The organism is Pseudobacteriovorax antillogorgiicola, from assembly GCF_900177345.1.
Classification (GTDB): domain Bacteria; phylum Bdellovibrionota_B; class Oligoflexia; order Oligoflexales; family Oligoflexaceae; genus Pseudobacteriovorax; species Pseudobacteriovorax antillogorgiicola.
Window position 1 is genome coordinate 144,433 of the sequence record NZ_FWZT01000002.1, and the last position, 22,617, is coordinate 167,049.

Annotated in this window: 16 protein-coding genes and 1 pseudogene; 9 read left to right on the plus strand and 8 right to left on the minus strand. The window is 44.9% G+C overall.

Annotation, left to right across the window (positions count from 1 at the left end):
* Window positions 1-106 precede the first annotated feature (106 nt).
* Window positions 107-607, plus strand: coding sequence for a thermonuclease family protein (locus B9N89_RS03045; RefSeq protein ID WP_132315498.1), 501 nt, complete (start codon window positions 107-109; stop codon window positions 605-607).
* Here the strand turns inward: B9N89_RS03045 and B9N89_RS03050 are convergent.
* The 3 genes from B9N89_RS03050 to B9N89_RS03060 form a co-directional block, all read right to left on the minus strand.
* Window positions 587-3,208 carry a 7TM diverse intracellular signaling domain-containing protein gene (locus tag B9N89_RS03050; RefSeq protein ID WP_132315496.1) on the minus strand — a complete coding sequence of 874 codons (2,622 nt, stop codon included), beginning with the start codon at window positions 3,206-3,208 and terminating at the stop codon, window positions 587-589. The genes B9N89_RS03045 and B9N89_RS03050 overlap by 21 nt on opposite strands.
* 325 nt (window positions 3,209-3,533) lie before the next feature.
* A complete protein-coding gene (locus B9N89_RS03055) occupies window positions 3,534-4,313 on the minus strand; it encodes a lysophospholipid acyltransferase family protein (protein ID WP_132315494.1) in 780 nt (259 codons plus the stop codon).
* A 121-nt stretch (window positions 4,314-4,434) separates the two neighbouring features.
* Complete coding sequence (locus B9N89_RS03060; RefSeq protein ID WP_159455101.1) at window positions 4,435-4,896, minus strand: tellurite resistance TerB family protein; 462 nt, start codon at window positions 4,894-4,896, stop codon at window positions 4,435-4,437.
* Between the two features lie 250 nt (window positions 4,897-5,146).
* On the opposite strand from B9N89_RS03060, the gene B9N89_RS03065 reads away from it, so the two are divergent.
* The 5 genes from B9N89_RS03065 to B9N89_RS31200 all read left to right on the plus strand — a co-directional run bounded on the left by B9N89_RS03065 (window position 5,147) and on the right by B9N89_RS31200 (window position 12,247).
* Window positions 5,147-5,713, plus strand: a complete 567-nt coding sequence (locus tag B9N89_RS03065) for a gamma carbonic anhydrase family protein (protein WP_200820655.1) — start codon at window positions 5,147-5,149, stop codon at window positions 5,711-5,713.
* Window positions 5,714-5,848: 135 nt separating this feature from the next.
* The gene (locus B9N89_RS03070; protein WP_132315490.1) at window positions 5,849-8,614 is read left to right on the plus strand and encodes a 7TM diverse intracellular signaling domain-containing protein; all 2,766 of its coding nucleotides are present in this window, start codon (window positions 5,849-5,851) and stop codon (window positions 8,612-8,614) included.
* Between the two features lie 65 nt (window positions 8,615-8,679).
* Window positions 8,680-10,695, plus strand: coding sequence for a PP2C family protein-serine/threonine phosphatase (locus tag B9N89_RS03075; RefSeq protein ID WP_132315488.1), 2,016 nt, complete (start codon window positions 8,680-8,682; stop codon window positions 10,693-10,695).
* A gap of 255 nt (window positions 10,696-10,950) precedes the next feature.
* A complete protein-coding gene (locus B9N89_RS03080) occupies window positions 10,951-12,090 on the plus strand; it encodes a hypothetical protein (RefSeq protein ID WP_132315486.1) in 1,140 nt (379 codons plus the stop codon).
* The gene (locus tag B9N89_RS31200; RefSeq protein WP_159455102.1) at window positions 12,083-12,247 is read left to right on the plus strand and encodes a hypothetical protein; all 165 of its coding nucleotides are present in this window, start codon (window positions 12,083-12,085) and stop codon (window positions 12,245-12,247) included. The genes B9N89_RS03080 and B9N89_RS31200 overlap by 8 nt, the downstream gene beginning before the upstream one ends.
* Window positions 12,248-12,279: 32 nt before the next feature.
* Here the strand turns inward: B9N89_RS31200 and B9N89_RS03085 are convergent, their stop codons facing one another.
* The 4 genes from B9N89_RS03085 to B9N89_RS31805 form a co-directional block, all read right to left on the minus strand.
* A complete protein-coding gene (locus tag B9N89_RS03085) occupies window positions 12,280-13,107 on the minus strand; it encodes a mechanosensitive ion channel family protein (protein ID WP_132315482.1) in 828 nt (275 codons plus the stop codon).
* The gene (locus tag B9N89_RS03090; protein ID WP_132315480.1) at window positions 13,094-15,019 is read right to left on the minus strand and encodes an AAA family ATPase; all 1,926 of its coding nucleotides are present in this window, start codon (window positions 15,017-15,019) and stop codon (window positions 13,094-13,096) included. The genes B9N89_RS03085 and B9N89_RS03090 overlap by 14 nt, the downstream gene beginning before the upstream one ends.
* Window positions 15,016-15,846, minus strand: a complete 831-nt coding sequence (locus tag B9N89_RS03095) for a hypothetical protein (RefSeq protein WP_143478100.1) — start codon at window positions 15,844-15,846, stop codon at window positions 15,016-15,018. The genes B9N89_RS03090 and B9N89_RS03095 overlap by 4 nt, the downstream gene beginning before the upstream one ends.
* A gap of 104 nt (window positions 15,847-15,950) precedes the next feature.
* Window positions 15,951-16,244 carry a hypothetical protein gene (locus tag B9N89_RS31805; RefSeq protein ID WP_132315476.1) on the minus strand — a complete coding sequence of 98 codons (294 nt, stop codon included), beginning with the start codon at window positions 16,242-16,244 and terminating at the stop codon, window positions 15,951-15,953.
* Between the two features lie 44 nt (window positions 16,245-16,288).
* Here B9N89_RS31805 and B9N89_RS03105 point away from each other — a divergent pair, with 44 nt between their 5' ends.
* From B9N89_RS03105 to B9N89_RS32570, 3 genes and pseudogenes are all read left to right on the plus strand, one after another.
* Window positions 16,289-16,855 (plus strand): HipA domain-containing protein, encoded by a 567-nt coding sequence (locus tag B9N89_RS03105; RefSeq protein ID WP_143478101.1) that lies wholly within the window; start codon window positions 16,289-16,291, stop codon window positions 16,853-16,855.
* Window positions 16,856-16,858: 3 nt separating this feature from the next.
* A complete protein-coding gene (locus B9N89_RS03110) occupies window positions 16,859-17,128 on the plus strand; it encodes a helix-turn-helix domain-containing protein (protein WP_132315472.1) in 270 nt (89 codons plus the stop codon).
* An 87-nt stretch (window positions 17,129-17,215) separates the two neighbouring features.
* Window positions 17,216-17,368: pseudogene (locus tag B9N89_RS32570) on the plus strand (IS6 family transposase); the annotation flags it as partial.
* 112 nt (window positions 17,369-17,480) lie between these two features.
* Here B9N89_RS32570 and B9N89_RS03115 read toward each other — a convergent pair.
* A complete protein-coding gene (locus tag B9N89_RS03115) occupies window positions 17,481-22,607 on the minus strand; it encodes a fascin domain-containing protein (RefSeq protein ID WP_132315470.1) in 5,127 nt (1,708 codons plus the stop codon).
* Window positions 22,608-22,617: the final 10 nt, after the last annotated feature.

The window sequence follows — 22,617 nt, forward strand, 5'->3', positions numbered from 1 at the left end:
GAACCAAAATGAAGTGCGCATGAAAATAGAACTAAAAATTAGAATTTGTGTGATAATCAATTGGTTAGCTGTGCAAGAATGAACTTGTTTCAAGGATAGAAAGAGTATGCGAATTCTGTTCATATATGCATCGATAGTTTTATCTTCGCTCCAAGGTGTTGCTAATGCTTCCGTGCCTCGCTCTCAAGCATGTCAGCACCAAGCGAACGAGTTTCGCTGTGTCCGCTACCTATCGAATTATGATGGTGACACTATCACCTTTCAAATTGACGGAGTTCATCCCCTTCTTGGCGACAAGATACCTATCCGGTTGAGTGGAGTGGATACCCCAGAGCTAAAATCGAAGCAACGTTGTGAGAAAGAGCTCGCTCGTTGGGCCAAGCGATTTGTCCGTGCTCAGATGAGGCAGGCAAGTACCATCAAGCTTAGTGAGGTCAAACGTGGCAAGTATTTCAGGGTTGTGGCGAAAGTTGATTTCGATGGTAAGGACCTGGGAGATTTGCTGCTCAAGAACGGCCTTGCTGTGCCCTATGATGGTGGCAAGAAGAGCAAGGTTAATTGGTGCAAGAAGCTAGCAATGCGGTCCTCAAGCAGCGCTCGTCGTTGACGATTGGGGGACGATCATTTTGAATTGAAAAGGCATAAATGCTGCGTCTTTTTCAGACAAAAGCTCTATCTCTAAGCATCCACCATAGCTTTCCACAAAACTGCGAACAGCATCAAGCCCCACTCCGCGGCCAGCGATCTGGTCAAGAGTTTGTGCCGTGGACACCCCCGAGTCGAAGATAAAGTCAGCAATTTTTTGTAGCTTACCGGTTTCTTCAGCGTTAATAAATCCTTGTTCCAAGGCCTTCTCGCGCAGACTTCCGATCGCAAGGCCGCGACCATCATCCCGAACAGAGATACAAAGCCCTTCTCCTGTATCTATAATATGAATGCGGATCGTTCCTACTTCAGCCTTACCAGACTGTCGCCGCTCCTCCGGGGATTCGATTCCATGGGCAACTGCATTAGCGAGGATGTGATTGAAGGTTTTTGTCAAGAGCCGCCTGTGTGCTTTATCGATAACGTATTGGTCATTTTCGATCACCACATGGGGAGTTGGTTTACCTAGCTTTTCAGACATAAACTTCAGTGACTTGATATCAGGTTCGATCACCTGGGCCAGGTTCTTTTCAACGAGGAATAATATTTTTTGAGTCAAAGTTCTAAAATCATCGAAACTCTCACATTGGCTTGCCTCTTGGCAGAGGTGAATCAAAGACTGTTTATCAACCCGTACCATGTTCTCCTGACCCAAATTCAGCTTCTTCAAAGCTTGCTCATAGGCTTCTAAGGAAAGTTGGGTCTCCTTCATTTCGTGCCGGCAGGCATCGATTCTGCTATCTTCCCCCTGAATGAGCCGAGCTAATTCTGATTCCGCCTGATGTGAGCTGTCAACGACACCAGTGAATCCATATGTCCTGGCATTGCCTTTGATTGTATGAAGGTTACGGAAGACTATTTTGTAATTTCCATCGTTAAACTGATCGAAAGCCTCTCTGATGAGATCAATTGAAAACTCTACAAAAAAGGAAATTTTATCAACATCCTGATCCATGATTTCGGTGATCATATTCGCAAGTTCAGTTTGCTGCCGGGCCTCCTCTTCTAGATTTCGAAGTTGAGTTACATCCTTTAACGACACCAATATTTTCTCAACCGTACTATCGGCATTAGCAACGTGCTGCCAATCCACTTCGATTACGCGATCGTTGAGACCCATCACATGGGGTAACAGGTGAGAATTAGCCTCCCAGGCGATTTCGTCTTCCTCTAGGGCGCATAGGAGTGTGGTAGCAATCAATGACTTCACATCACTGGATAGGTCTGACTGATTAAAGATTAAGTCGATAGGGTCTTTGCCGATGATTTCAGTTTCATCAAGAATCAATTCCAAGGACTTAGAATAGTCTTCGCCAATCGTCAAGCTGCTGTCTGCCGTGATCTGAAACACACCTTGGGGGAGGTTTTTTAAGATCGAGCGAATATCTCTGGTTTTTTCTTCGACCTTCCCCTCAAGATTGGTATTCAAATCTTTGATCTGATCGATGTAGGAAACCTGCTCTGCACGCAAACGGAAGTAAACTATCGAGCCCATGAAGATGGTTGCTATAGCTATACCTATAGGAATCATGGATTCGATGGGGCTCGGGAACCATGCGGTATAGCGCAGAATATCATGAACGCTACCAATGATGATCGCCAGTATCGCAGCCACAATCAGCTGAGATTCACGATTATTGCGTATCGATCTAGCTGCTGAGTAAAGGTAGAGCGCAAAACTAGAGAATCCAAAAATCGCAAAGATGTGAAGTGCTGGGATTAAGTACCACGGGCTTAGGATGGGCAAAAAGAGAAGTGCAGCTGACCCAAAAAAAAGCCAGCGGGCGATTCGTGACGAGAGAGCCATAAGCTTCTTATGACTGCTGGCGACTTCGTTTAAGAAGCCGAAAAATCCTGAGCAACCTAGCAACAGAGAAACGGCATCAATCCGTGTGGCAAGGAAGGGATCCACCTCAATAAAGAATTTTATTGTTGAGTCTTGATTGACGAACATCCACACCACAGCTGCTAGAGACATACATGCATAGTAGAAGCTGATGTCGATTTGGCGTTTAATCGCGACAACCATGGCAGAGAGAAGTCCAAGAAGAAAGAATATCCCAATTACAAAGCTTGTGACAATCGCTCTTTGACCGACGCTTTGTATGATGGAATCAATGTCTGAACTAAGTTGAGGCACAAACCCTTTCATCAGATAAGATACACCATAGTGGAGGCGAATAAAGATTTCCTTGCCCTGATGCTCCGCACTGAGCGGGACAATATGAAGTGTTTGGGTGGCGACATGATCCCAGCTTGAGTCAAATGAACCGTAGCTGTAGATAAGGTCGTCACCGATGTAGATCTGAATATCTTCGACACCATTGGGATAATACAAATAGGTGGGAGAGTCCAAGGTTCCCAAAGTATTTTTTAACCATACCGTTTTGTTGAAGCCAAATGGAGGAGCGTTTGCAGTCACCGGCTCCCATAGTGTTTCGGCAGTTGCTGTGGCTGGTGTTTCCAAATCGCTACGATGGAGCACCCAGGTCTGCTCAAAGCCTTGGGACTCCGCGGGTAGAGCCATCACGAGCAACAATAGGAAAAACCGTACCAAAAACATCAAAAATTCCTTTCAAGAATTCTTAATTGGTTTTCGGTCATGAATGGCAATGATTGAGCAGGCGAGCTTGGTAGATCAGGAAATACGGCTTATTTTCTTTATTAGTTTAATGGGTAGGAGTTCTTACGAGTCCTGCCTTTTTTCTGAGCTTATCATTGAAACTCTACAGGTAAGCTGAATTCAAGAATCTTTAAGCCTGAAGGACTAACTGAGAGGAGCAGAACCTATTATGATACTTCTCTACGCCCAAAATATTTCCGTCACTTTACGATCTCTACATCTCCTCGCATTTTTTAACCAAGTCTCGTCTCATAGGTTACTCCCCTTAATAGGTCGGCTGAGTGAGAGCCTTCTGAGACGATAGAATCACCCTTTCTGGAAGTGGTTGGCTCAAGGTGTCGAGCATGGAGCTGCGAACTCGATCCATGAAGTCTTCGACGGATTCATGGTCTCGACGAGCCGTTGGGGGCAATACCTCAAGATCAACGTGGGATGGATGAGGCACAAGAGAGTTCTTGGCCATCATTGACTTGGTTCCGCGGATGATGACGGGAAGTACATCGACCTTTTCTAGCTCAGATAGACGAAATGCTCCTGGCTTAAAGGGTTTGAGCTGGCCATCGGTGCTTCGTGATCCTTCAGGGAAGTAGACCATAGAAACACCTTGCCGCAACCATTGGCGACTGCTTTCAAATGCTTGTTCGTGGCTGATCTTGTCTCCCCTTTTTATGGGCACGTAGCCAGCAAGCTTCATTCCCGATCCAACAAACGGGATCTTAAAAATCTCGGCCTTCGAAAGCCAGCGAAACTGAATGCCAAGGAGGTAAAGGGCGCAGATGTCGACGCTGCTCTGATGATTGGCGACCACCACCAGAGGCTTGTTGCTAGGGGGCAGGTGCTGCTGTCCTCGTATCCTATAAGTCCAGCCAGGAGTCATTTTTAGGATACCCCGACCCCATTGACCTGCTAGGTTATGACAGTGATGACTAAGGAGAGGGTCTCTTCTCAAAAAACTAACGAGCGATACGCCCAAAACCCTCAAAAATATGAAGATAGTAAATGTCCAAACTGGTATCCAAAATAATGCAGCTTTTATCAGTTTCATAGTGCCTCCCCCCAAAGTGCCGCTAAAGACTTCCTTCGCGAAGTCTTAATATAATCTTTACAGGCATGGAGAGCAATACCAGGCTTATGAGATATAAGCTCTTGAAAAACCGTGGTTTAGTCTAATCTGGTGTCTGGTGCTTCTTGGCAACACGAAGCTTGCTGGCAATAAACTCACCGTGTTCCAAGCCGAGTAAGTCTGCCAAGCGTCGTAGAATGGATGTTTCCTGGGGGTCAATCACACCGTCTGCAAAAGCAATCTCCCAAAGCTCATCGAGTAAATTGAGCCGTTCATCGCGATCAAGGTGATTCCTAACTTCCCGAGTGATCTTAAACATTCCAGGGCTGTTCAGATGGAGTTGCTCAGCTTCCTTCTGAATCCGCGTATAATCATCTTCATTTAGAGAAAAGTAGCGGAGCATGACTTCCTTAATTTTTGCCTCTTCCTCAGGGGCGACATTGTAATCCGAACGTGCGGCCTCGTAGAGGATTCCATAGATCGCCAGGCGCTTCTCATCTTCCTGGGGAAATTCATCGTTCTCATTGAGCAAATCGTGGAGTAAATCGCGAAGTTTCTTGATCATTATAAGCTCCCGTAACATCGGTTCGTCTTGTCGAGTTAGAGCCAAAAAACACGTAAGTGCTAATATGGCATGCGTTGTTGGAATACCTGCTTGTCCGAGGCAATTTGCACCAACTGCATTTGACTGTATCAATCAGCTGGCAGAACGAAAAGGTCCGATCAGGGTGAATTTTGTCCAAGTGGAGTCTTTTGTGGCTTCAAAGTGGTGAAGTGGTAAGCTCAGCTGAAATTCCAAGAGAGGAGGATTTACTGTGATTTTTGGGCCAGGTGTAGACGTCGAATCATGTGCTTATGTAGACGAGACAGTGCGTCTATTCGGAAAAGTGACGGCGGAGGAGGGTGTGACTATTTGGCCATATGCGGTAATGCGTTCAGAAATGAAGTCCATTACTATCGGGAAGATGACCAATATACAAGACTTTGTCATGATTCATATCGGAACTAAGACAGGTACCCACGTTGGAAAGTATTGCTCCATCACACACCACTGCACACTTCATGGCTGCACCATTGGTGATTACACCCTCGTGGGGATTAACTCGACAATCATGGATGGCTGCGTGATTGGTGATAATTGTATCATTGCTGGGCATACCTTCTTAAAAGAAGGAACGGTGATTCCCGATAACTCAATCGTGATGGGAACCCCAGGCAAGGTTGTTAAAACAACGAATAGTAAGCAAAAAAACAAGCTAAACGCTGTTCTATACTATAAAAACGGGCTAGCTTATAATAAAGGGCAGCACCGCGCCTGGGACGGAATCAACTTACTTCAGGATATGGATAAAACCCTTAAGTCTGCATTGGATTTAACCTAGTTGCTGCAGAATCTTGCAAGCCGGAAACCTCAAGCCTGCTAGCTTACCTGAGAACAGCTCTGTTGAATCGGATCACGATAGCTTCAATTTTTGCTATTTGTGTCCGATAGATAGCTCAGGATTATCGGAGTTTTCATGCCGCTAGCTTGGTTCTTTTGCTTAGGCTACATATTGCTGTCACCCCCAGCAGCCTATGGGAAAAAGCCTCTCGTCATTGAGCAAGATTTTCAATATGAAAACTTTAGCTCACAGTTCTCCTATTATCCAGATCCCGATCACAACCTAACCCTCGACGATATTCTGGAAATGCCATCTGCTTTTACTCCAGTGAAAAGCCAAATTCCCGCATTTGGTTTCCGAGATTCCACTTATTGGTTTTGGGGGAAGGTTGATTATCGGATTAAAGAAGCTCGTAATTTTTACCTGACTATCGACTACCCCATGCTCGATATTATAGAGATTTTCTTTCTTCAAGATGGCAAACTTCACCATAGAGTCCAAACGGGGGATGCTACATCATTCTTTGATCGGCCAATCGATCATAGAAACTTTGTCATACCCCACACATTTGATCCCAACTCACAATGGGATGTCCTAATTCGGGTACGCTCCCACAGCACCATGAAGGTGGGCGTAAGCCTCTATGAGCCTCTCTACTTCTGGCAGCAGGATTCCATCATCAATTCTTTGCACTTTCTCTACTTTGGTGTGCTCCTTGTGATGATTGTCTACAACGCCTTTGTATACCTGGTGGTTCGAGATATTGGCTACGTGTACTATGTCCTCTACGTTTCAGCATTTCTGGTGTTTCAGATTAGCCTCACAGGTTTTGACTATCAATACCTTTGGCCTTTTAGCCCGCTACTTCACGAACGAGCCATTCCATTCTCTATCAGCTGCTCTATGCTGTTTATGTGTCTGTTTACCCGGGAGTTTCTTGGCTTCAAAGGTCGCTATCCATTTTTCGATAAGCTATGCCTTTTCTATGCCAGTGTCTCGGCAGTCCTGATTCCTATAAGTCTGATTGGTCCTTATCTCTGGGTGATTCGGAGTGCAGCTAGTTTTGGTCTTATTGCATCAGTTAGCTGTTTTTTTGTTTCCATGTGTCTTGTGAAGAAGCACGTTGAGGCAAGATATTTCTTCTTAGCTTTCACTATATATCTTGTCGGTGGCATGTTTCTCTCTCTCAGCAAGTTTGGACTTGTTGCAGATGTCTTTCTCGTTGAGCATGGCATGCAAATTGGTTCAGCCTTCGAAGTTGTGTTGCTATCACTTGCTCTGGCTCGGCGCATCAAGAAACTGCAAGATCAGAAAAATGCGTTATTTGAAGAAATTAAAGATATCAACAACAATCTAGAGCAAGAGGTCGCGTCAAAAACGAAGAAACTGAGGTCCCTTCTCGACAATATCCCCCAGGGAGTGATCAGCATAGGGAAGGGGTTAAAAATGGGCGATGAGTTTTCAAAGGAGGTGGAAGCGATCTTTTGTGTTAAACCAAGACCGGGAGAATCATTTGTGGCCTATTTTCTCGATCGTCTCAACTTAGGTGATGATGAAAAAGCGCGCATAGAGAGTTCACTCAAAGCTTCTGTTGGCGAAGCTAGCTACTGCTTTGATGTCAATGTCAGTCATCTCCCTCATGAAGTTGTTCTCCAACGACAAGGGCAGAAGCCTGTGTTATTGGACCTTGATTGGAACTACGAACTTGATAACGAAAGCAACATTAGGGATATCGTCCTGTCGTTTCGTGATGTGACTGAACTGAGAAAGCTCCAGATGGAGGCCAATCAAAATCTGAAGGAACTCAAATTTATCTCTGAATTGATCCAATGCCAAATGGATGTTTTCTTCAAGTTTCTCAACAAAGCCCTGCAATATATTGAAGAAAATATGAGACTTGCAACCGCTAGCGATGACTACCAAGAGTCTCATGGTGATATTATGTTTATCAATATTCACACATTGAAGGGACTATCTAGGCAAATAGGTCTTTCGCTAATCATTGAGAAGACTCATGCTATGGAAAGCTACTATGGCAAGCTAAGGAACAAAAAGGCCCCTTGGTCTCAGAAAAAAATAATCGACGATCTCAAGCAATTGAGAAATTACTTGCGCACCTACGAGGACATTGCTGAGGATAAACTTGGTTGGAGTCAAGTGCGGTCACAGACTACAATTTCTGATAGGGCTGTCCGAGAGTTGATTCAGACCTTGCAATCAATCATGGTGAAAATGCCCGAACCGAATGAGGGCTTGAATCGGATCTATCAAACGTTCTCAAGCATGTACTATGTTCCCCTGCAGAAAGTTATCAATGAAGCTGTTCAAGATATTCCCCGTTTGGCTAAGGATTTGGAAAAGCCGACGCCCGAAATCGCCCTATCGGGAATGGAAATTCGAGTGACGCCACGTTGCACCCTACTCATCCAAGATATTATGGTTCATCTTCTTCGTAATGCCATGGATCACGGTATCGAATCCGAAGCAATTCGCCGTGCTAAGGGTAAAAGCGTTCAGGGTAAAATCACAATTGGTGCCCGAATCGAAAGAGGGCAGTGTTTCTTAGATGTCTACGATGACGGTCAAGGTCTTGCCATTGATCGAATCAACCGTCTGGTAGATCATGGCGATGAGCCCTGGAGTCACGATCAGCTGATCGATGTGCTTTTCAGCCAAGGGCTTTCAACGTCCCATGAAGTGAATGAAATTTCAGGTCGTGGGGTTGGTATGGCGGCAGTCAAGCGCTACCTTGAAGAAGCTGGATGTCAAATCCTAACTGAATTTAGTGAGTTAACAGAGTTCCAAGGTGAGCGATTTCTCGCACTACGCTTTTCTGTGATCCTGACACATGAGCTGTTCGAATCTTCCTCCTTTGAACCTATAAGAACTCTAGTTGGGTAAAACATGCCTGATATTAAGTGATGAATCTTCCGAAGTGGAGGTGCTAAGCTTTATTACAGGTACCTATGATTCTCTTGTCGTTTACATTTAGTATTTTTTTCCTTATCAGTGATACTGTCATTGCTGATAGCAAAGAGGCTGATAGTATCTACAAGGTATCAGATGGGATACTTGATCTTCGCTCTTGGGATCCTTCGCAAGGTGAAGTCAAGCTTTCTGGGACATGGAAGTTTATACCATCGCAGCTAATTCGCGATCCAAAATCTCACTCTTGGGAGGATCTTTGGAATCAGGCAGATATCGCTGCAACAGGTGTTTTTTGGAACAATCACGGCAATCCCGAAGTAAATAACGCTCGTTATGGTACCTATCTGCTTAAGGTACTTTGGCCTCGGGATTGGTCGCAGCCCTTGGCTTGGGGTGAAGCTATGGGAATTAACTCCGCTTTTGAAGTCATTGATTGGCAGTCAGGGCGGCTTTTAGCGCGTTCAGGGTTTCCGGCTGAAAATCTTGCAGATGAAATTCCTTGGTGGATGGAGAGAGTCTTTCCTATCTCAGGTGCTCTAGACTTGCCCGACGAATCATGGTTTCTGATCCCTGTTTCCTGCTTTTCCTATCATGGCGGTGGCATCATGATTCCACCTGTTATTGACCTATATGAAAATTTGTTTCAGCAACTCACATATAAGCGCTTTATAATCCATATCAATGTTGGGTTTCTTTTAGTTTTGGCTTTCTATCATACGATTCTATACTTCTACTTGCGGTCTGAACGTGCCAATTTATATTTTGCTATGATCTGTGCTTCAATGTGCATGCGGCAATACACTACTGAGAGAATTATTGAAGACTTTATTGGTGTATGGGGAACGCATTGGTATTCGTTATTGAACTTTCGAATCGAGTACGCAACCACTACTGTCGGTGTATTCTGCCTGCAGCGATATCTTGAGTGTCTGATGCCTGGCATTATGGGGCGAACCAAGGCCATAAAATTTTGGCAGATTCTCGCGTTGGGATTATTCCTAAGTACGATTTTCATTCCTAACTACGATATGCTATCTAGGATACTGCCACTCTTTCAGATTTTTTACATCATTTCCATAGCGAGCTTCTTCGCACTCCTTCTCAATCGATCTCGATCAATGAATAAAGATAGGATAACAGCGCGCATTTTTTCTGTACTGCTTTTTTTCCTATGGGCATCGGTGTTCTTTGATATCGTGGTACTTCAGTTTTCCATTAAGTCCCCCATGCTCGCTCACTATTCAATTGCTATCTTTTTTGTTGGCCAGAGTATCATCCTTGCCAGGAACTATCAGCGAGCTTTTCGACACGAAAGGAACCTAGAAGAAGCCAAGCAAGTTCAGAAAGCTTTTATGCCAGGGGAACAAAGTATTCCTGACCTAGCCGTAGCGAGTTACTATCAGTCTGCTGAGCAAACAGGGGGGGATTGGTTTGATTATCATTATGACCCTGGGACGGGTAATATTTATGCCTTGGTTGGTGATGTTACAGGGCACGGAATCGCTTCGGCCTTGATTACTGGAACTGCCATCGGAGCTGCTAGAAGTAGCATTCATTTCATTCGAGAACATCAGATGGGGGTCGAAGAAGGGTCCATTCATATGGTGCGTACTATAAACGAAGCTATTATTCCAACGGGACATAAAGTCAGGAAACTTATGACAATGGCCTTGGTCTCTTGGAACATGAATACAGGGGACGGTTGCTATATCAATCTGGGTCATCAACCACTGATTAAAGTGAGTCGTAGGCTAGGGCCAAAGATTGTATTAAAGGGTGGGCCAATATTAGGTTTGGACCAAAATATCTCCATCGAAGCTCAGCCGTTTACTCTCGAAAGTGGTGACTACGTCGTACTCTTTTCAGATGGACTTCTAGAAAACCCTGGTATGCAAGGTCAGGTATTGAAAATGCGAAAAATCATCAAATCCTTACGACAAGCTGACAATCCGCGACAGGCTATCGACAGGATTCAGTCGATGACGAAAGAAATCTGGCAAGATCGCGATATTGAGGACGATTGCACGGTTTTGGCGCTAGGAAGATCCGCCTAATGTCAAGCTCGGTTAGGCAAGTGCCTGTCAAAGACTGAATTGTTACCTCTAGTAAGTCGAATATCATCTTGTAGCTGAGGCTCTACAAGTCCTGAACAGAGCTAGATTTAATTGGGAGAGTCATCCTGTCAGCCCGACTGTTTTGGCGTTGGTGTTTGCTGTTATCAAAACAGTAAGTTGCTTGATACGAATCAGGTTTATGGAAATTCAATCCGAACCTTCGGAGATGAACTTGAGGAAAGGAGCACTTACTACATGAAAACGATTCATAGAAACCTCGCAACAAGTTTATTACTTGTAGGTATAGCTTGGCTTGGGGCCTGCGGTGAGGAAGACTCAGATTCAACTGATGACGCGACTACAAGTCTCAATCCAGAAGCCACGGCGGCAGCGGCTCAGTTGACAGCTGCGGCACCGGCGACCTTCATTAGTACTTCTCAAGGGGCATTGCAATCCGCCCAAGTCGGAACAATCAATGTCACGACAGGATCTCTGATACAAGACTCTGCAACATCTCAGAGTACAAATGATTCCCTTTGTAGTGAGTACGGTGAACCTTGGGACTCTACTACAAACGCTGTGAAAAACGATGGCGACGACTACACCTCACATCTGTTTTATTGTAAGGTCAATAGTAATGTCATCGAAAGCTCAGATACCATTCCTGGGACTTTGACCCAAATCAAATCGATTCTTTGTTCCATGGAAGAAAACTACAGTATTACAGTAGACGACTACACAACAGCCGGCACGGAGCACATCACCTCAGATAATGGCACGATGACCTTGTCTAATACCTGTTGGCCTCAAGGACAGCCGGATGGCGGGTCGATAACGTCAGTGCCCATGGATAGTGTTATCACAACCTCGCTGGCAGAAGATTCAGGCTGGCAGTATTCCCTATATTTTAAATCCGATGCTATTAGCTTGGAGTACACGCTAAAATTTTTCACGGACAATGGTGTTTTTGGCTTTACAACCTATCAGCCTAACGAAGGTGGTTTAGGCCAGATGATGACCATGACAATCGATACAGGCGCAGGAGTCTTACTCTTCAGCGATCTTAACGATCAAGCCAATGGCGATGATAACACTTTCCGTGGTCATTCTCGAATCAGAGTCAAAGGGACTATGAGTTCAGATCTTGACTTTAGTGAAATTACAGAAGGGCGTGGATTTGTCTATATTTCGGGTCCCGATTACGACGGTACTGCGGATCAGGATCACACTTATTCCGTCTACACAATAGACGGCAATAGTACGACTGGTTGGCAATCAAAGCAGCTATGGACGAATGAAACCCCAGGTACGTTGGAAGAAAGGAGTTCAGTCTGTAGTGATGGCGACGAAACATGTAGTGATTCCAGCGACGTTGGAACAATCAGCTGTGGCTGAGGCCTACTTCAAAGGCCCTACAGCGGTGCGTGAGGCATGGAGTAGCTTTGGAACATCAGGGAAGCCCATGTGTGAGCCCACCGATGGTAGTAATTCAGACATTGTCTACGAGGCGACGCCAAGCAATGTAGGAAACCTAGGTGTTTGTTCGGATTAGAATTAATAGGTAGCTCACCGATGGGCTACCTTCTAAGTAGCAGCAGCAAGGGTGCTATCGCGAACAGGGCGCTTGATCTTATGTTTGTTGAGTAGCACCAGAACTCGTTCCACTACATCAGTTTCGAAGGCTTTTTCGAAGCGGCAATCTAAGACATAGGCTTTTGCCCGTAGTCGAACAGCAATTCGCTCGGCGATAACAACCTCGGAAAGGTCGACGTTGATCGTTTTTTTACGGAAGGCGAAGCGACTTGTCGCGACCACCTCATGAATGAGACGCTTGGCCAGGCTGAGGTCAGCATCGATGGCAACATGAAAATCAAAGACAACCATCATATCAAGAGCCCCAGAGTTGCCGCTAGAGACCACATCGGTAAGGAATCGTGCATTTGGAATGGTAATCAGATTGTCGTCCAAAGTATTAAGCTTGACAGCACGAAGTCCAATGCCAACTATTTCTCCATAAACACCAGCAAAGCTAACCCGATCACCAACCTGAAAGGGACGGTCGAAAAGGAGGATGACGCCTGCAACTATAGAGGCTACCAAGTCTTTCAATGAAATACCAATGGCGACCGCGGCGCTACCGGCTACGGCTAGCAACACCTCCCGCGGTGGCTGAAGAATCGAGTAGACAATTAGCGTACCACCACCAATATAGAGGCCAAAATTGACAATCGTTGCGACCTGTAAGTAGAAGATCCGCCGCGAAGGATATCGTTTCTGCAGATTCTGGCTTAGCCTTTGGATCGAACGTGCGACGAAGATAACTGCTGTGAAGGCCAACAGAACGGCAACGATGCGTTCGAAATTGAGGATACTTGTCAGGGCACTAATTTGTGAAACTTCAGTTGAGTCCATAGATAAAATTCTTCTCTTTTAAGCTTTTGATGAGATCATGTTGAAATGTTAGGCCTAGCCTATAGCGTCTTTGGTGATCACGATGGAGGAATCGTTCTTCCAGAACAAGCTTTATGGCATGGTTTACAGTGCCTAAATTCAAATTGGTGGCATCGGCTATTTCCCCGCGGGAAGCATTTTCATGGTTCGTTACAGCGGCAAGAATAAACCAGACGTTGTCATCCATTGTTTTTAATCGATCAGTTTTAATCCGTTCGGGAAGATTGACTTTTAAATTATCTTTTCGGAGCAATGTTAGGCTTCTTACCCACAAGTGCAGAGCAACCCGTGGATTGCCACGGGATTGTTCCCAAAGTAGGCGAAAGAATTGCTCTTCAGCGTATTCTATGGCCCCTGTTTGTGTCGTCGTATTGCGCAGAGCTAGTACTAAGCGATCGAACGATAGTTTATATTTTGAAAGACTGTGGCGACTCATGATCAGCTTTCTAATTGAAAGGTCCGACCAGCCATTAAGGTAGACTTCTGTTCTAAAGTATTCAGCGTTGCCGAGTACGCCTTTGAGGTAGGACCAGGAGAATTCATTGAAGCTAACGCACCAAAAAATGTTCTTACTGTCTAGGTTCACAAGATCAATCAATGCCTTTAATGCTACAAAACCTCCCACTTCTCCAAGGAATAGGTTGTGAGCGTTGTCCAAGAAGATAATAACTTTCTTCTCAAGACCGTGATTGAAATTCATGATCTTTCTTTCCAAGGATTCCGTCGAATTTAGCCCGAGAGAATCACTTATAAATGAGTTCAAAGACTCCAAGTCTAGAGTTTTTGCGGGAGTATCCAAGAAGTAGTGGTCTAGTTCTTGAAAGTCTTGGCTTAAACGCTTCATGAAACTCGTTTTGCCAATTCCTTTTTCGCCATATATGACTAGAGATTGGTCCCCCTCATCCTCCTGTAGCCACTTACGAATTTCGTCTTTGACTTGTTCCAGCTGTTTGGCATTGGCGTCTACGGTTTGTGCGGCCTCTATATGGAAGTCCAATGAAAATAGTTTGCTGTAAGTATCAGGTGGTGGTTCACTGGCTGTTGAGCTGGTTTTGGAGTCCAGTGCCTCGACTCGCCGTCGGTAGATCTTGGCAAAGAAGATTTTTGTAACTTCCCATTCTTCCATGATATCCCAAAAAGCGCCGATTAATATCTTGACAAAAACCAGAATAAACGTTGGTAGGCAGTAAAAAACGGAGAAGCGTCCGAGGCACTGTTGCTCCAGGAACTGCCCGATTTTTCCTGGAAAAAGAGACTTCACAGCCGGTGATAGAACCCCCTTCCAGCGGTGAATTGCTAGTGCCCAAACGATAAGACCCAAACCCTGCAAAACGATACTTGTGAGATTATAGATAAGACCCTTATCAACAGTGGCTACAGTGAGGGCCATTGTAGAGAAGGAAATGAGGTAAAAGCGACCGACGAGCTTACTGGTAAAATCTACGAGGCGTCGGACTTCAGTTGGGTTGATGGAAACCACACCCTGTAATAAGGAGATGGTATCCTCGATAGCAAGCCGGAAAACCTTATAAACTAGGTAGTAGCGTAGCAGCGGTAGCAGGAATCGTAACTCACCATAAAAAGTACCTTCAATATAGACGGCTACAAACTCCAGAACCACAATGTAGAGCAGAAGGGGAATATAGGGCGTTGCCCTCTGGATGCGGAGCGCCCAGCGATAATTCATCTGGTCTTTTCGAAAACGGAACTTCAAAACCTTAGCCCGATAGAAGTCGAGCTGACGGATGATCCATTGGGTCGTCTTGCGGGCAAGCCAAGGAATGGTAAATAGGAATAGTAGCAGGCAGAGATTATTCAGAAGATCCCATGCCCCGGCAAGGCCATTAGACAGGTAGGATTGGAACTCTATCACCCGTTTGTAAGCAATACCGAGAATTTAACGGGGATAGCGAGTACCTCGCGGACGATGTCGTCGAGATAATTTTCCCCCTCTTTCAGATAAAGGTCTTTCCAGCCCAAAAGCTCCATAGAGCGTGCGCGAGCTGCAGAAATTTGGCCCAGGAGGCTGAAATATTCCTGGCTCTTTAAGCGAAAAACATCAACCCGGCTCTGTGACAAACTTTCGTACTCCTGCCGAGCCTGCTCCCAAGTCGCTTGATATTGCTGCCTTCTATCGGCTGATGCTTGATTGATGAGGTTTTCTGGTGCTGGAGACACTAAGGCAGGAATCTCTTGATGATAGGCTAGACGATAGATTTCAAAGCCGTCGTCGATGATTTCTACCCAGAGTTCGCGGATCTTTTGATAGAGCTTATAGGCCTCCTCTTCCGAGAGCTGGCTTTCATTGAGGCTGTTGGAGAATTGCTCAAGTTCCTGACGCGTGCTCCTGTACTTGGCAATAATAGATTGCAGCTGGCGAAGGTGAGAGTCGGTAACTTTCGAGAGGTTGAGGCGATAGGCTTCAAGTGCTAGTTGCGCTTCAGCGAGCGATCTATCGGCCTGTGTGACGGTATCACGAACTTGCTGACGTGCCAATGCTTCCTTTGACTCTATCTCTTTTTGGCGTTGATCTTCAGCTTCAATTTTCGACTCGATGCGTTCTAAGGAGCTGGCTTGCAGTTCGTTGGTTTCGCTCGCTTGGGGGCCGGAACTAGCTGTTTCTGGAGTTTGTTCGGATGTGAGGCCATAGCAAATTGTATGCAACATCCAGAAAGCAATAAAAAATCTAATCAGCAACATAACCTCGCTTGTATGAAAATTCAGCTTTAGTTTAGATAGCAGTTGCTGTGGCATTGGTGCAACAATCCGATTGAGCTGAGAGGATGCTTGAGACAAACGTGGGCTTAGGCAGCGACTCCGAAGATTTCTTCGATAAATCTAACTTGCTCCATATGAGAGCCGTGGGCAACGATTGTTGTGTGAGCCATCGGAAGACCTCTTTCTGCCATGATGTCAGTCAAATCGCGATAAGTCAGGGCATACCTTAAAATACCATCTGACACACAAAAGGAAATTTCAGATCTGAACTGTTTGTATTTGAAGAGGCTTGCCTTGGATGTCATGTCAGATTTACTTTTCACATTGAATAAGCGACGAACCACAATAACATCAACGAGTAATTCTTGTCTTATCCACACTACCTCTTAAGACTTTCGGACCTCTTGAGATAGAGAAGAATGTCTTGTTTATCCCTAGATTTGATCGGATTAGCATGCCGGACAAAGCAGGAGTGAAGTACTTCGGGATGGAGAGCTTTTACTCGGCTCACAACATTAACATTCACGGTACTGCTTTAACCCATGAAGAAAATTTTGCGCTGATTCAGGCGCATTCTAGCGAGCCACAGGCTGATATTCTTGAGTACTTAAAGAGAATCTACGTGAACAGGTTTTTTAGTAACCCCGATAATCATGGTCACAATACCTCATTTATTAAGGACGACGACTCTGTACGTCTATCTCCCATTTACGATGTAGCTCCTATGATGTTTTTTAAAGGGGATCACATTGTTGAGTTAACGCGATGGAGTCCGAAAAACAAACATTCAAAAGACTCTGTACTATGGTTGGTCGACGAATTTGAACTAGACCTTCGAGTTATCAAGGAATCCTGCAAAGAGCTTGAGAACGGACTATCCAAGCTTCACGCGGATTTCGGAACCTTTGGGATTCCTCAGCTTTTCGTTGAAAAGGGGAAACATGACCGAGACGCTGTTCTTTCTGATCTGTCTGAAATTGAAGGGATCTAAGCTATGCCCAAATTGAAAAACCTGGACAAGAGGAAGCAACTACGAACTGACTTGTACCAGAGGTTAGAAGCTGGAGACCGCATTCCCGTGGTTCTGAAGGATTTGCGGCGTATACTTTCCAAATCTCAAGATGAGTTTGCCGCGTTTTGTGGGATTAGTGTTAGTGTTCTTAGGAGAATAGAGCAGGATAAAGGTGGTTACTCCATCGAATCTCTTAATCGGATTTTGGAAAAATTTGATTTTGAAGTTGTTGTTCGGAAGAAGGCGGAGTAGACATCTAAATTTTCGGCTTTGGTGCAAGAATTACTCGTTGATGTTATTGTAGTTCGTCGCTTATTCAATGTGAAAAGTAAATCTGACATGACATCCAAGGCAAGCCTCTTCAAATACAAACAGTTCAGATCTGAAACCATCCGTTTGTGTGTCAGATGGTGTTTAAGGTATGCCCTGACCTATCGCGATTTGACTGATATCATGGCAGAAAGAGGACTTCCGATGGCTCCCACAACAATCGTTGCCCCACGGCTCTCATATGGAGCAAGTTAGATTTATCGAAGAAATCTTCGGAGTCGCTGCCTAAGCCCACGTTTGTCTCCAGCATCCTCTCAGCTCAATCGGATTGTTGCTACAATGCCGTAAATTTCTCCCAAGCGCCAATCTTATCGCGATCAGCTTTCATCAGACTCTTTTTCTCTGCTACAACAAATTTCTTGTGAGCACTTTTAAATGAAATGACGTCTCCTTTTTTGATAGGGCGATCTTGGGCTGTGTGATTCGTTAAGGTGAAAGTTTCCCAACGTCCGGCCTTAGTTGGGGTCGCATCGAGATTTCCATTTTTGTCTGCCCGTAGATAGTAATGTTTCTGAGTCATAAGTGCGACTTTAGATCCGTGCCGAATATCTTTTGGGGCTTTGGGTGCTGGGTTTAGTAGTAGCATGATTAGCCTCTCGTGACTTTTTGCTTGTTTCGCGTCGCCTTTGAGGCCCTTGCCACCTCCATCTTCAGCTCGTACGAACCGTTTGTGAGCAGTGTAGAGTGCAAGATTTGAAACAACGCGAGCATTACACTCTTTAACCGTCTCTTGGTAGGCCTTCACAGATATGCGAGCCTTCGAGAAGACCTCCCGGGTGCGCGTGGGGCCATAGCCATTCATTTTGAGCATGATCGTGATTCTTACGATATCATAGCGAGCTTTGTTCATCTCTCTAGCAACTTTAACATCCGTCCAACCATTCTTGGTGAGAAGCCTGAAGACATTGTCGTCGTTGCCGAGCTTCTTTTCCATGAAAGCGAGCAAGGTCCGAGTCGGACCCTTAGTTTTTGCAATAGCACCTAAGGCTGATTCTGAGGAATGACCCGCTTTTTGAATCTTCTGATACATAAACGAATAGTTATCTGTAACCTTACTTAGATTTTTACAAATTTCATCCGCACTAGGTTTTCTCTTGTGCTTTTTCTTCTTCTTTTTCTTTTTGCTTGAGAAAATTCCAGTAACAGCCTTACCGACATCATCGAAGAACTCTGTAACATCATCGACAGCATTCGATACTGATTTCTCTATGGCGTGTGTATCGATACTTACAGTCTTGAGAGCTTTATCGACGTCATTGCTGCTAATATCAAGTCCAGATATTGCATTAGAAATATCGAGTGGTTTGATATTGATTTTAGATAGAGTTTTGGCGATCTGATTCGGATCGACGTCAATATGAGAAAGTGCTTGAGCAATATCTTCTGGGGCATGACCAACATCAGCTAGAGTTTTGCCGACGGCCTCAAATCCATGACCCACAGCTTCTAGTCCATTAGCAATATCCTTCGCTGGTTTACCAATGTCGGTAAGAACAGCACCGATCTCTTTCGCCGACTGATTAAGCTGCTTATCCAGTGCTTTAGCAATATCTTCTACATCGTGTCCCAAACTGTCGAAAGCATGAGCCACATCTTTTGCGGACTGATCGAAGTGATCTACCAAAACTTTGCCCAGTTTTTCAGTTTCTTCAAAGCCCTTCAAAACTCCCTTGCCTACGTCTTCAACAAAACGTTCCACATCTTCGTAGATGCTTTCGAAGAAATGAGAAACCTCACGAGCTAGAAATTTACCAGCATCATTGAGATTATCCTTACCTGGCTGCAAGGTAACTCCCACCTTGTAGGAATCGCCACACATTTTCAATGCTGCAGCAAGGTGGGCGTACGGCTTACCATTCTTTAGACCCAGCTCAATAGCTCCTGCGATAGCTGTGTCAAATTCAAGAGCTTTCACTCCTGAGAGATAGAGATCAATACTGACCTTATAGGCGATCGCGAACTTGGCAAAGAATTCTTCAATATCACCAACGTTCGCCTGAACTAAAATGTCAAACTCAACTTTTCCTTTGGCGACGGAAGACTTAATTGTGTTCGTAAGCTTCAGGTTAGCGTCGATTTTTAAAGCTTTACTGCTGATTTCCGCGTAGCAATCTACTTGCAAGCCCATCACCTTCAGGCGACCGTTCAAGAACAGATGCGGTGGCCGGTATTCTTTGACGGGATGTTTGGGCTGTGTGTAGGTGCTTACCGATAGGTAGGGTCCTGTTTTTCCCTTAATATCGCTGAGTAGGAAGAATTCTTTGCTTCCAATGACAATTGCCTTGTTGATATAGGCATCGATTGCTATGCCTTTATTAGGGCTGATATCGATACTTGCATAAGCTTCAAAGCTCATGATGCGAACACAAGCAGATAGAAGAAAACCAGGCTGAAACTCATTTGATCCAATGCGAGAGTAAGAAGTACAGATATAAATTTGAGGAGCTTCGACAACTCGAAGTTTGTTGCCAAGCAAATCAATTTGAAACGTCTTAAGGCTATCCCGACGATTGGTTAGAAACCACTTTTTCCCCTTCTTGTTACAGACCAAAAGAATCTCCAACTCTCCATTTGGCAGAGTAAGTCCTCCTGATTCACTGAAGGCAGAGGAAATGGCTTTAAGGTCTTTATTGTCCAAGGATAGGGAGATAGCCTTAGGCATGGTGAACTCTTTGGTACCACGAATCTCGATATTTTTAAGGATGTGCGCAAAATCCTTTCCAATGTCTTCTACCCCTGCAATACTTGTGACAACTTTGTAGGCCGTGAGCTCGCTGATGGAGCCAGCCAATACCATCCCCATGTTGGCCGAATCTAGCAGCATTACCACAGAGCTTTGAAATGCCTTAGTATTGATCCGACCAGCAAAACCAAAACCGGGGATTCCAGCCCAGTTTATGGAACCCATAACCGCCAAGTCGCTGATCTTTAGGCCATGAAGATCGATTGTACCTTGTAGAGATCCCGACATTGCAAAGCCGGATAAAGTGACGCTCACTCCGAGATCCATCAGCATCTTCTGCTTCGAGACACTAATCTCACCACGGCCAGTGACATAATATTCGAGCTTTGCTCCAGACTGCATTCGAATCCCCACTTGCAATCCGAATGGTGCTTTTTCAAATTCTCCTGTTACAGAGGAGAATAGGTGAATCGAAGGTGGACGACCTTTGGGTGAACTGATCTGGATGGTGACAGGCAGACCATCATCAAGCTTAAAGGTATCTTTTAAGAGTTTGTGAATCTTATCCTTTGGATTAAGCACCCACAAACCATAGGCGTTAAGACCTTGCATGACTCCTGAAGATACCTGGGGTAGTTGAAGGCCAGAGGAATTGAGCGCGTGTTGCCCTCCAAATTCAGATCCTGTGGGAAATTGGAACTGTGCATGATCCATTGATGATAGGACCAAAGTAAGATCTTTCAGATGAATCATCTTATCGATAGGAGAAAGGAATTCGAGGCCCTTGATTTTTGAAAGTCTGGGATCAGGGAGGTAGATACCTGATGCTGCGCCCCAACCATCGTTGGTTTTACCAACTTGAAAGGCAAGCATGCCAAGGCCAGAAACTGTGCTCATGGCCTTGAAAAGAAATCCAGTCTGCTCGGCCTTTGCGATCAGTCGAGTATTGATAAGTTCAAAATCAATAGGCGATGAACCCTTGCCTCCAGATAGTTGTTTCTGCAAGTGGGAAAGCTGAATCCTGGGAATGTAGGCATTCATACTAAGATTGTTTGGAAGCTGATAGTTCACTTGCATTGTAAATCCATCTACTGCAATGGTGCCAGTGATAAACCCTTGCATTCGTTGTGAGCTGCTTGGTGTTCTTGCCGTCAGGCGGTTCAGTTCAAATGATATATTCTCTACTTCGACACTTGTGGGCCCTAGATCTACAGACCAAGGGTCCGGTTCGTTTGCAAGGCTGCCGCTGATAGAGATGTAGGAGCCAACACAAATCTCGATGCTAAGTTGATTGATGGTTAGGTCGCAGGGAGCTGGTAGATCGGGAGCAAACTTTTTTAAAAAATCCCTGAATGGAAGTCTAACCTGATCGTCGAGACTTACATCGAGCAGATACTGGCTTCCCCATTTCGTTCCGGTAATGGTAATTGGAATATCAGAAAAAATTGTTCCAGATGTGAATGAAGCTTTGATCGAAGACCGGATACCACCTATCAATTCAAATCGGAACGATAGATTATCGACTACAATATGATCGTCCCATATATTCCAGTTTAAATTTCGAAACCCGACTTTGACCGTTGTATACGTAAGAGACAGACCTGCTTTCTTGTTATCGCTGTTGGTATAGGCGCGAAGTGTGAAGCCTAGGTCGAGTATCTCTAGCTCTCCCAACTCCTTTATGGCACTTTGAATTGGGCTTGGAAGGTGCTCATTGAGGTTGGTTCCTGAATGAGGGCTGACTAATGAGGAAAGATTCTTGATGGAAAGACCTTCGAATCGTGTGTAGACAGTAAGTGCATCGTCCCCTACCTGGCTTGCTATACCTTCAACTTTGATATCTGCATCAGGTAGCTCCAAGGTACCCGTGATAGCTTTTTGAGGTTTATATATCGAGTCGTATGCATTCCAGTCATCCAATGGACAGTAAATTTTTAATTTTGTTTCGCCGAGTCGAAAGCCCTTCAATTCTATATCATGACCTATGCTTGCTTCAAGGTGAACCCCTGGAAGTGTGGCAGCATAATCCCAGGGGAATGCTCGTTCGTTGTGAGCGGAAGTTTTTTTAGCTGGCATACTTTCAGCAAATAGATTGGTTTGGAGGCTTGGCCTGATAATCACTCCGTGTACTATGGTTTCTCGGGATTGATCCAGCAGATGTTGAATCACACCGAGGGAACTATAGAGATTAACACGAGCCAGAAAATTGATCCCAACCACAAGATCTCTTTGGTAGTCTTCATCGAATGTTTCATGACTGCTAACCACTACCTTTGCCTCACGATATTGAAATTCATCGGCATAAGGGTAGCTACCTTTTCCTTGAAACGGAGAGTCGGATGAGGGGTGGCGGGGCATCATCGGAAACGATTTCTTAAACTGCCAATAGTCAGTAGCTTGACCACTCTGAATCAGAGTATATTCTGTTTTCACAGACATACTACCATTATCCCAAAAAACTATGGTCGATTTTATTGGTAAACGAGGAATGTTCATAAAGTCTGAGAGACCTTCAATAGTGACTTCCTGCTCGCCGTTCGTAGTAATAGTTCCCTGGGCGATCTTTAGCACCTCGCCTTCTTGAAAATAGTTCGTCTTCAAAAATTCATCCAGAATGCCAGATGAAAATGATGTATCGATGCAGATCTCGCCATCATTGAATTTTTCTAAGAAGCTATCACGAATAGCAATACCAAGCTTCTTTGCAGTATTTCCCATCAATTGTCTC

What these genes read in the sequence shown, in the direction of transcription:
- B9N89_RS03085 (WP_132315482.1), bottom strand. Translation starts at nt 13,107, where the DNA reads ATGGACTCAACTGAAGTTTCACAAATTAGTGCCCTGACAAGTATCCTC.
- B9N89_RS03070 (WP_132315490.1), top strand. Translation starts at nt 5,849, where the DNA reads ATGCCGCTAGCTTGGTTCTTTTGCTTAGGCTACATATTGCTGTCACCC.
- B9N89_RS03110 (WP_132315472.1), top strand. Translation starts at nt 16,859, where the DNA reads ATGCCCAAATTGAAAAACCTGGACAAGAGGAAGCAACTACGAACTGAC.
- B9N89_RS03080 (WP_132315486.1), top strand. Translation starts at nt 10,951, where the DNA reads ATGAAAACGATTCATAGAAACCTCGCAACAAGTTTATTACTTGTAGGT.
- B9N89_RS03095 (WP_143478100.1), bottom strand. Translation starts at nt 15,846, where the DNA reads ATGTTGCTGATTAGATTTTTTATTGCTTTCTGGATGTTGCATACAATT.
- B9N89_RS03045 (WP_132315498.1), top strand. Translation starts at nt 107, where the DNA reads ATGCGAATTCTGTTCATATATGCATCGATAGTTTTATCTTCGCTCCAA.
- B9N89_RS03115 (WP_132315470.1), bottom strand. Translation starts at nt 22,607, where the DNA reads ATGGGAAATACTGCAAAGAAGCTTGGTATTGCTATTCGTGATAGCTTC.
- B9N89_RS03060 (WP_159455101.1), bottom strand. Translation starts at nt 4,896, where the DNA reads ATGATCAAGAAACTTCGCGATTTACTCCACGATTTGCTCAATGAGAAC.
- B9N89_RS03055 (WP_132315494.1), bottom strand. Translation starts at nt 4,313, where the DNA reads ATGAAACTGATAAAAGCTGCATTATTTTGGATACCAGTTTGGACATTT.
- B9N89_RS03050 (WP_132315496.1), bottom strand. Translation starts at nt 3,208, where the DNA reads ATGTTTTTGGTACGGTTTTTCCTATTGTTGCTCGTGATGGCTCTACCC.
- B9N89_RS03075 (WP_132315488.1), top strand. Translation starts at nt 8,680, where the DNA reads ATGATTCTCTTGTCGTTTACATTTAGTATTTTTTTCCTTATCAGTGAT.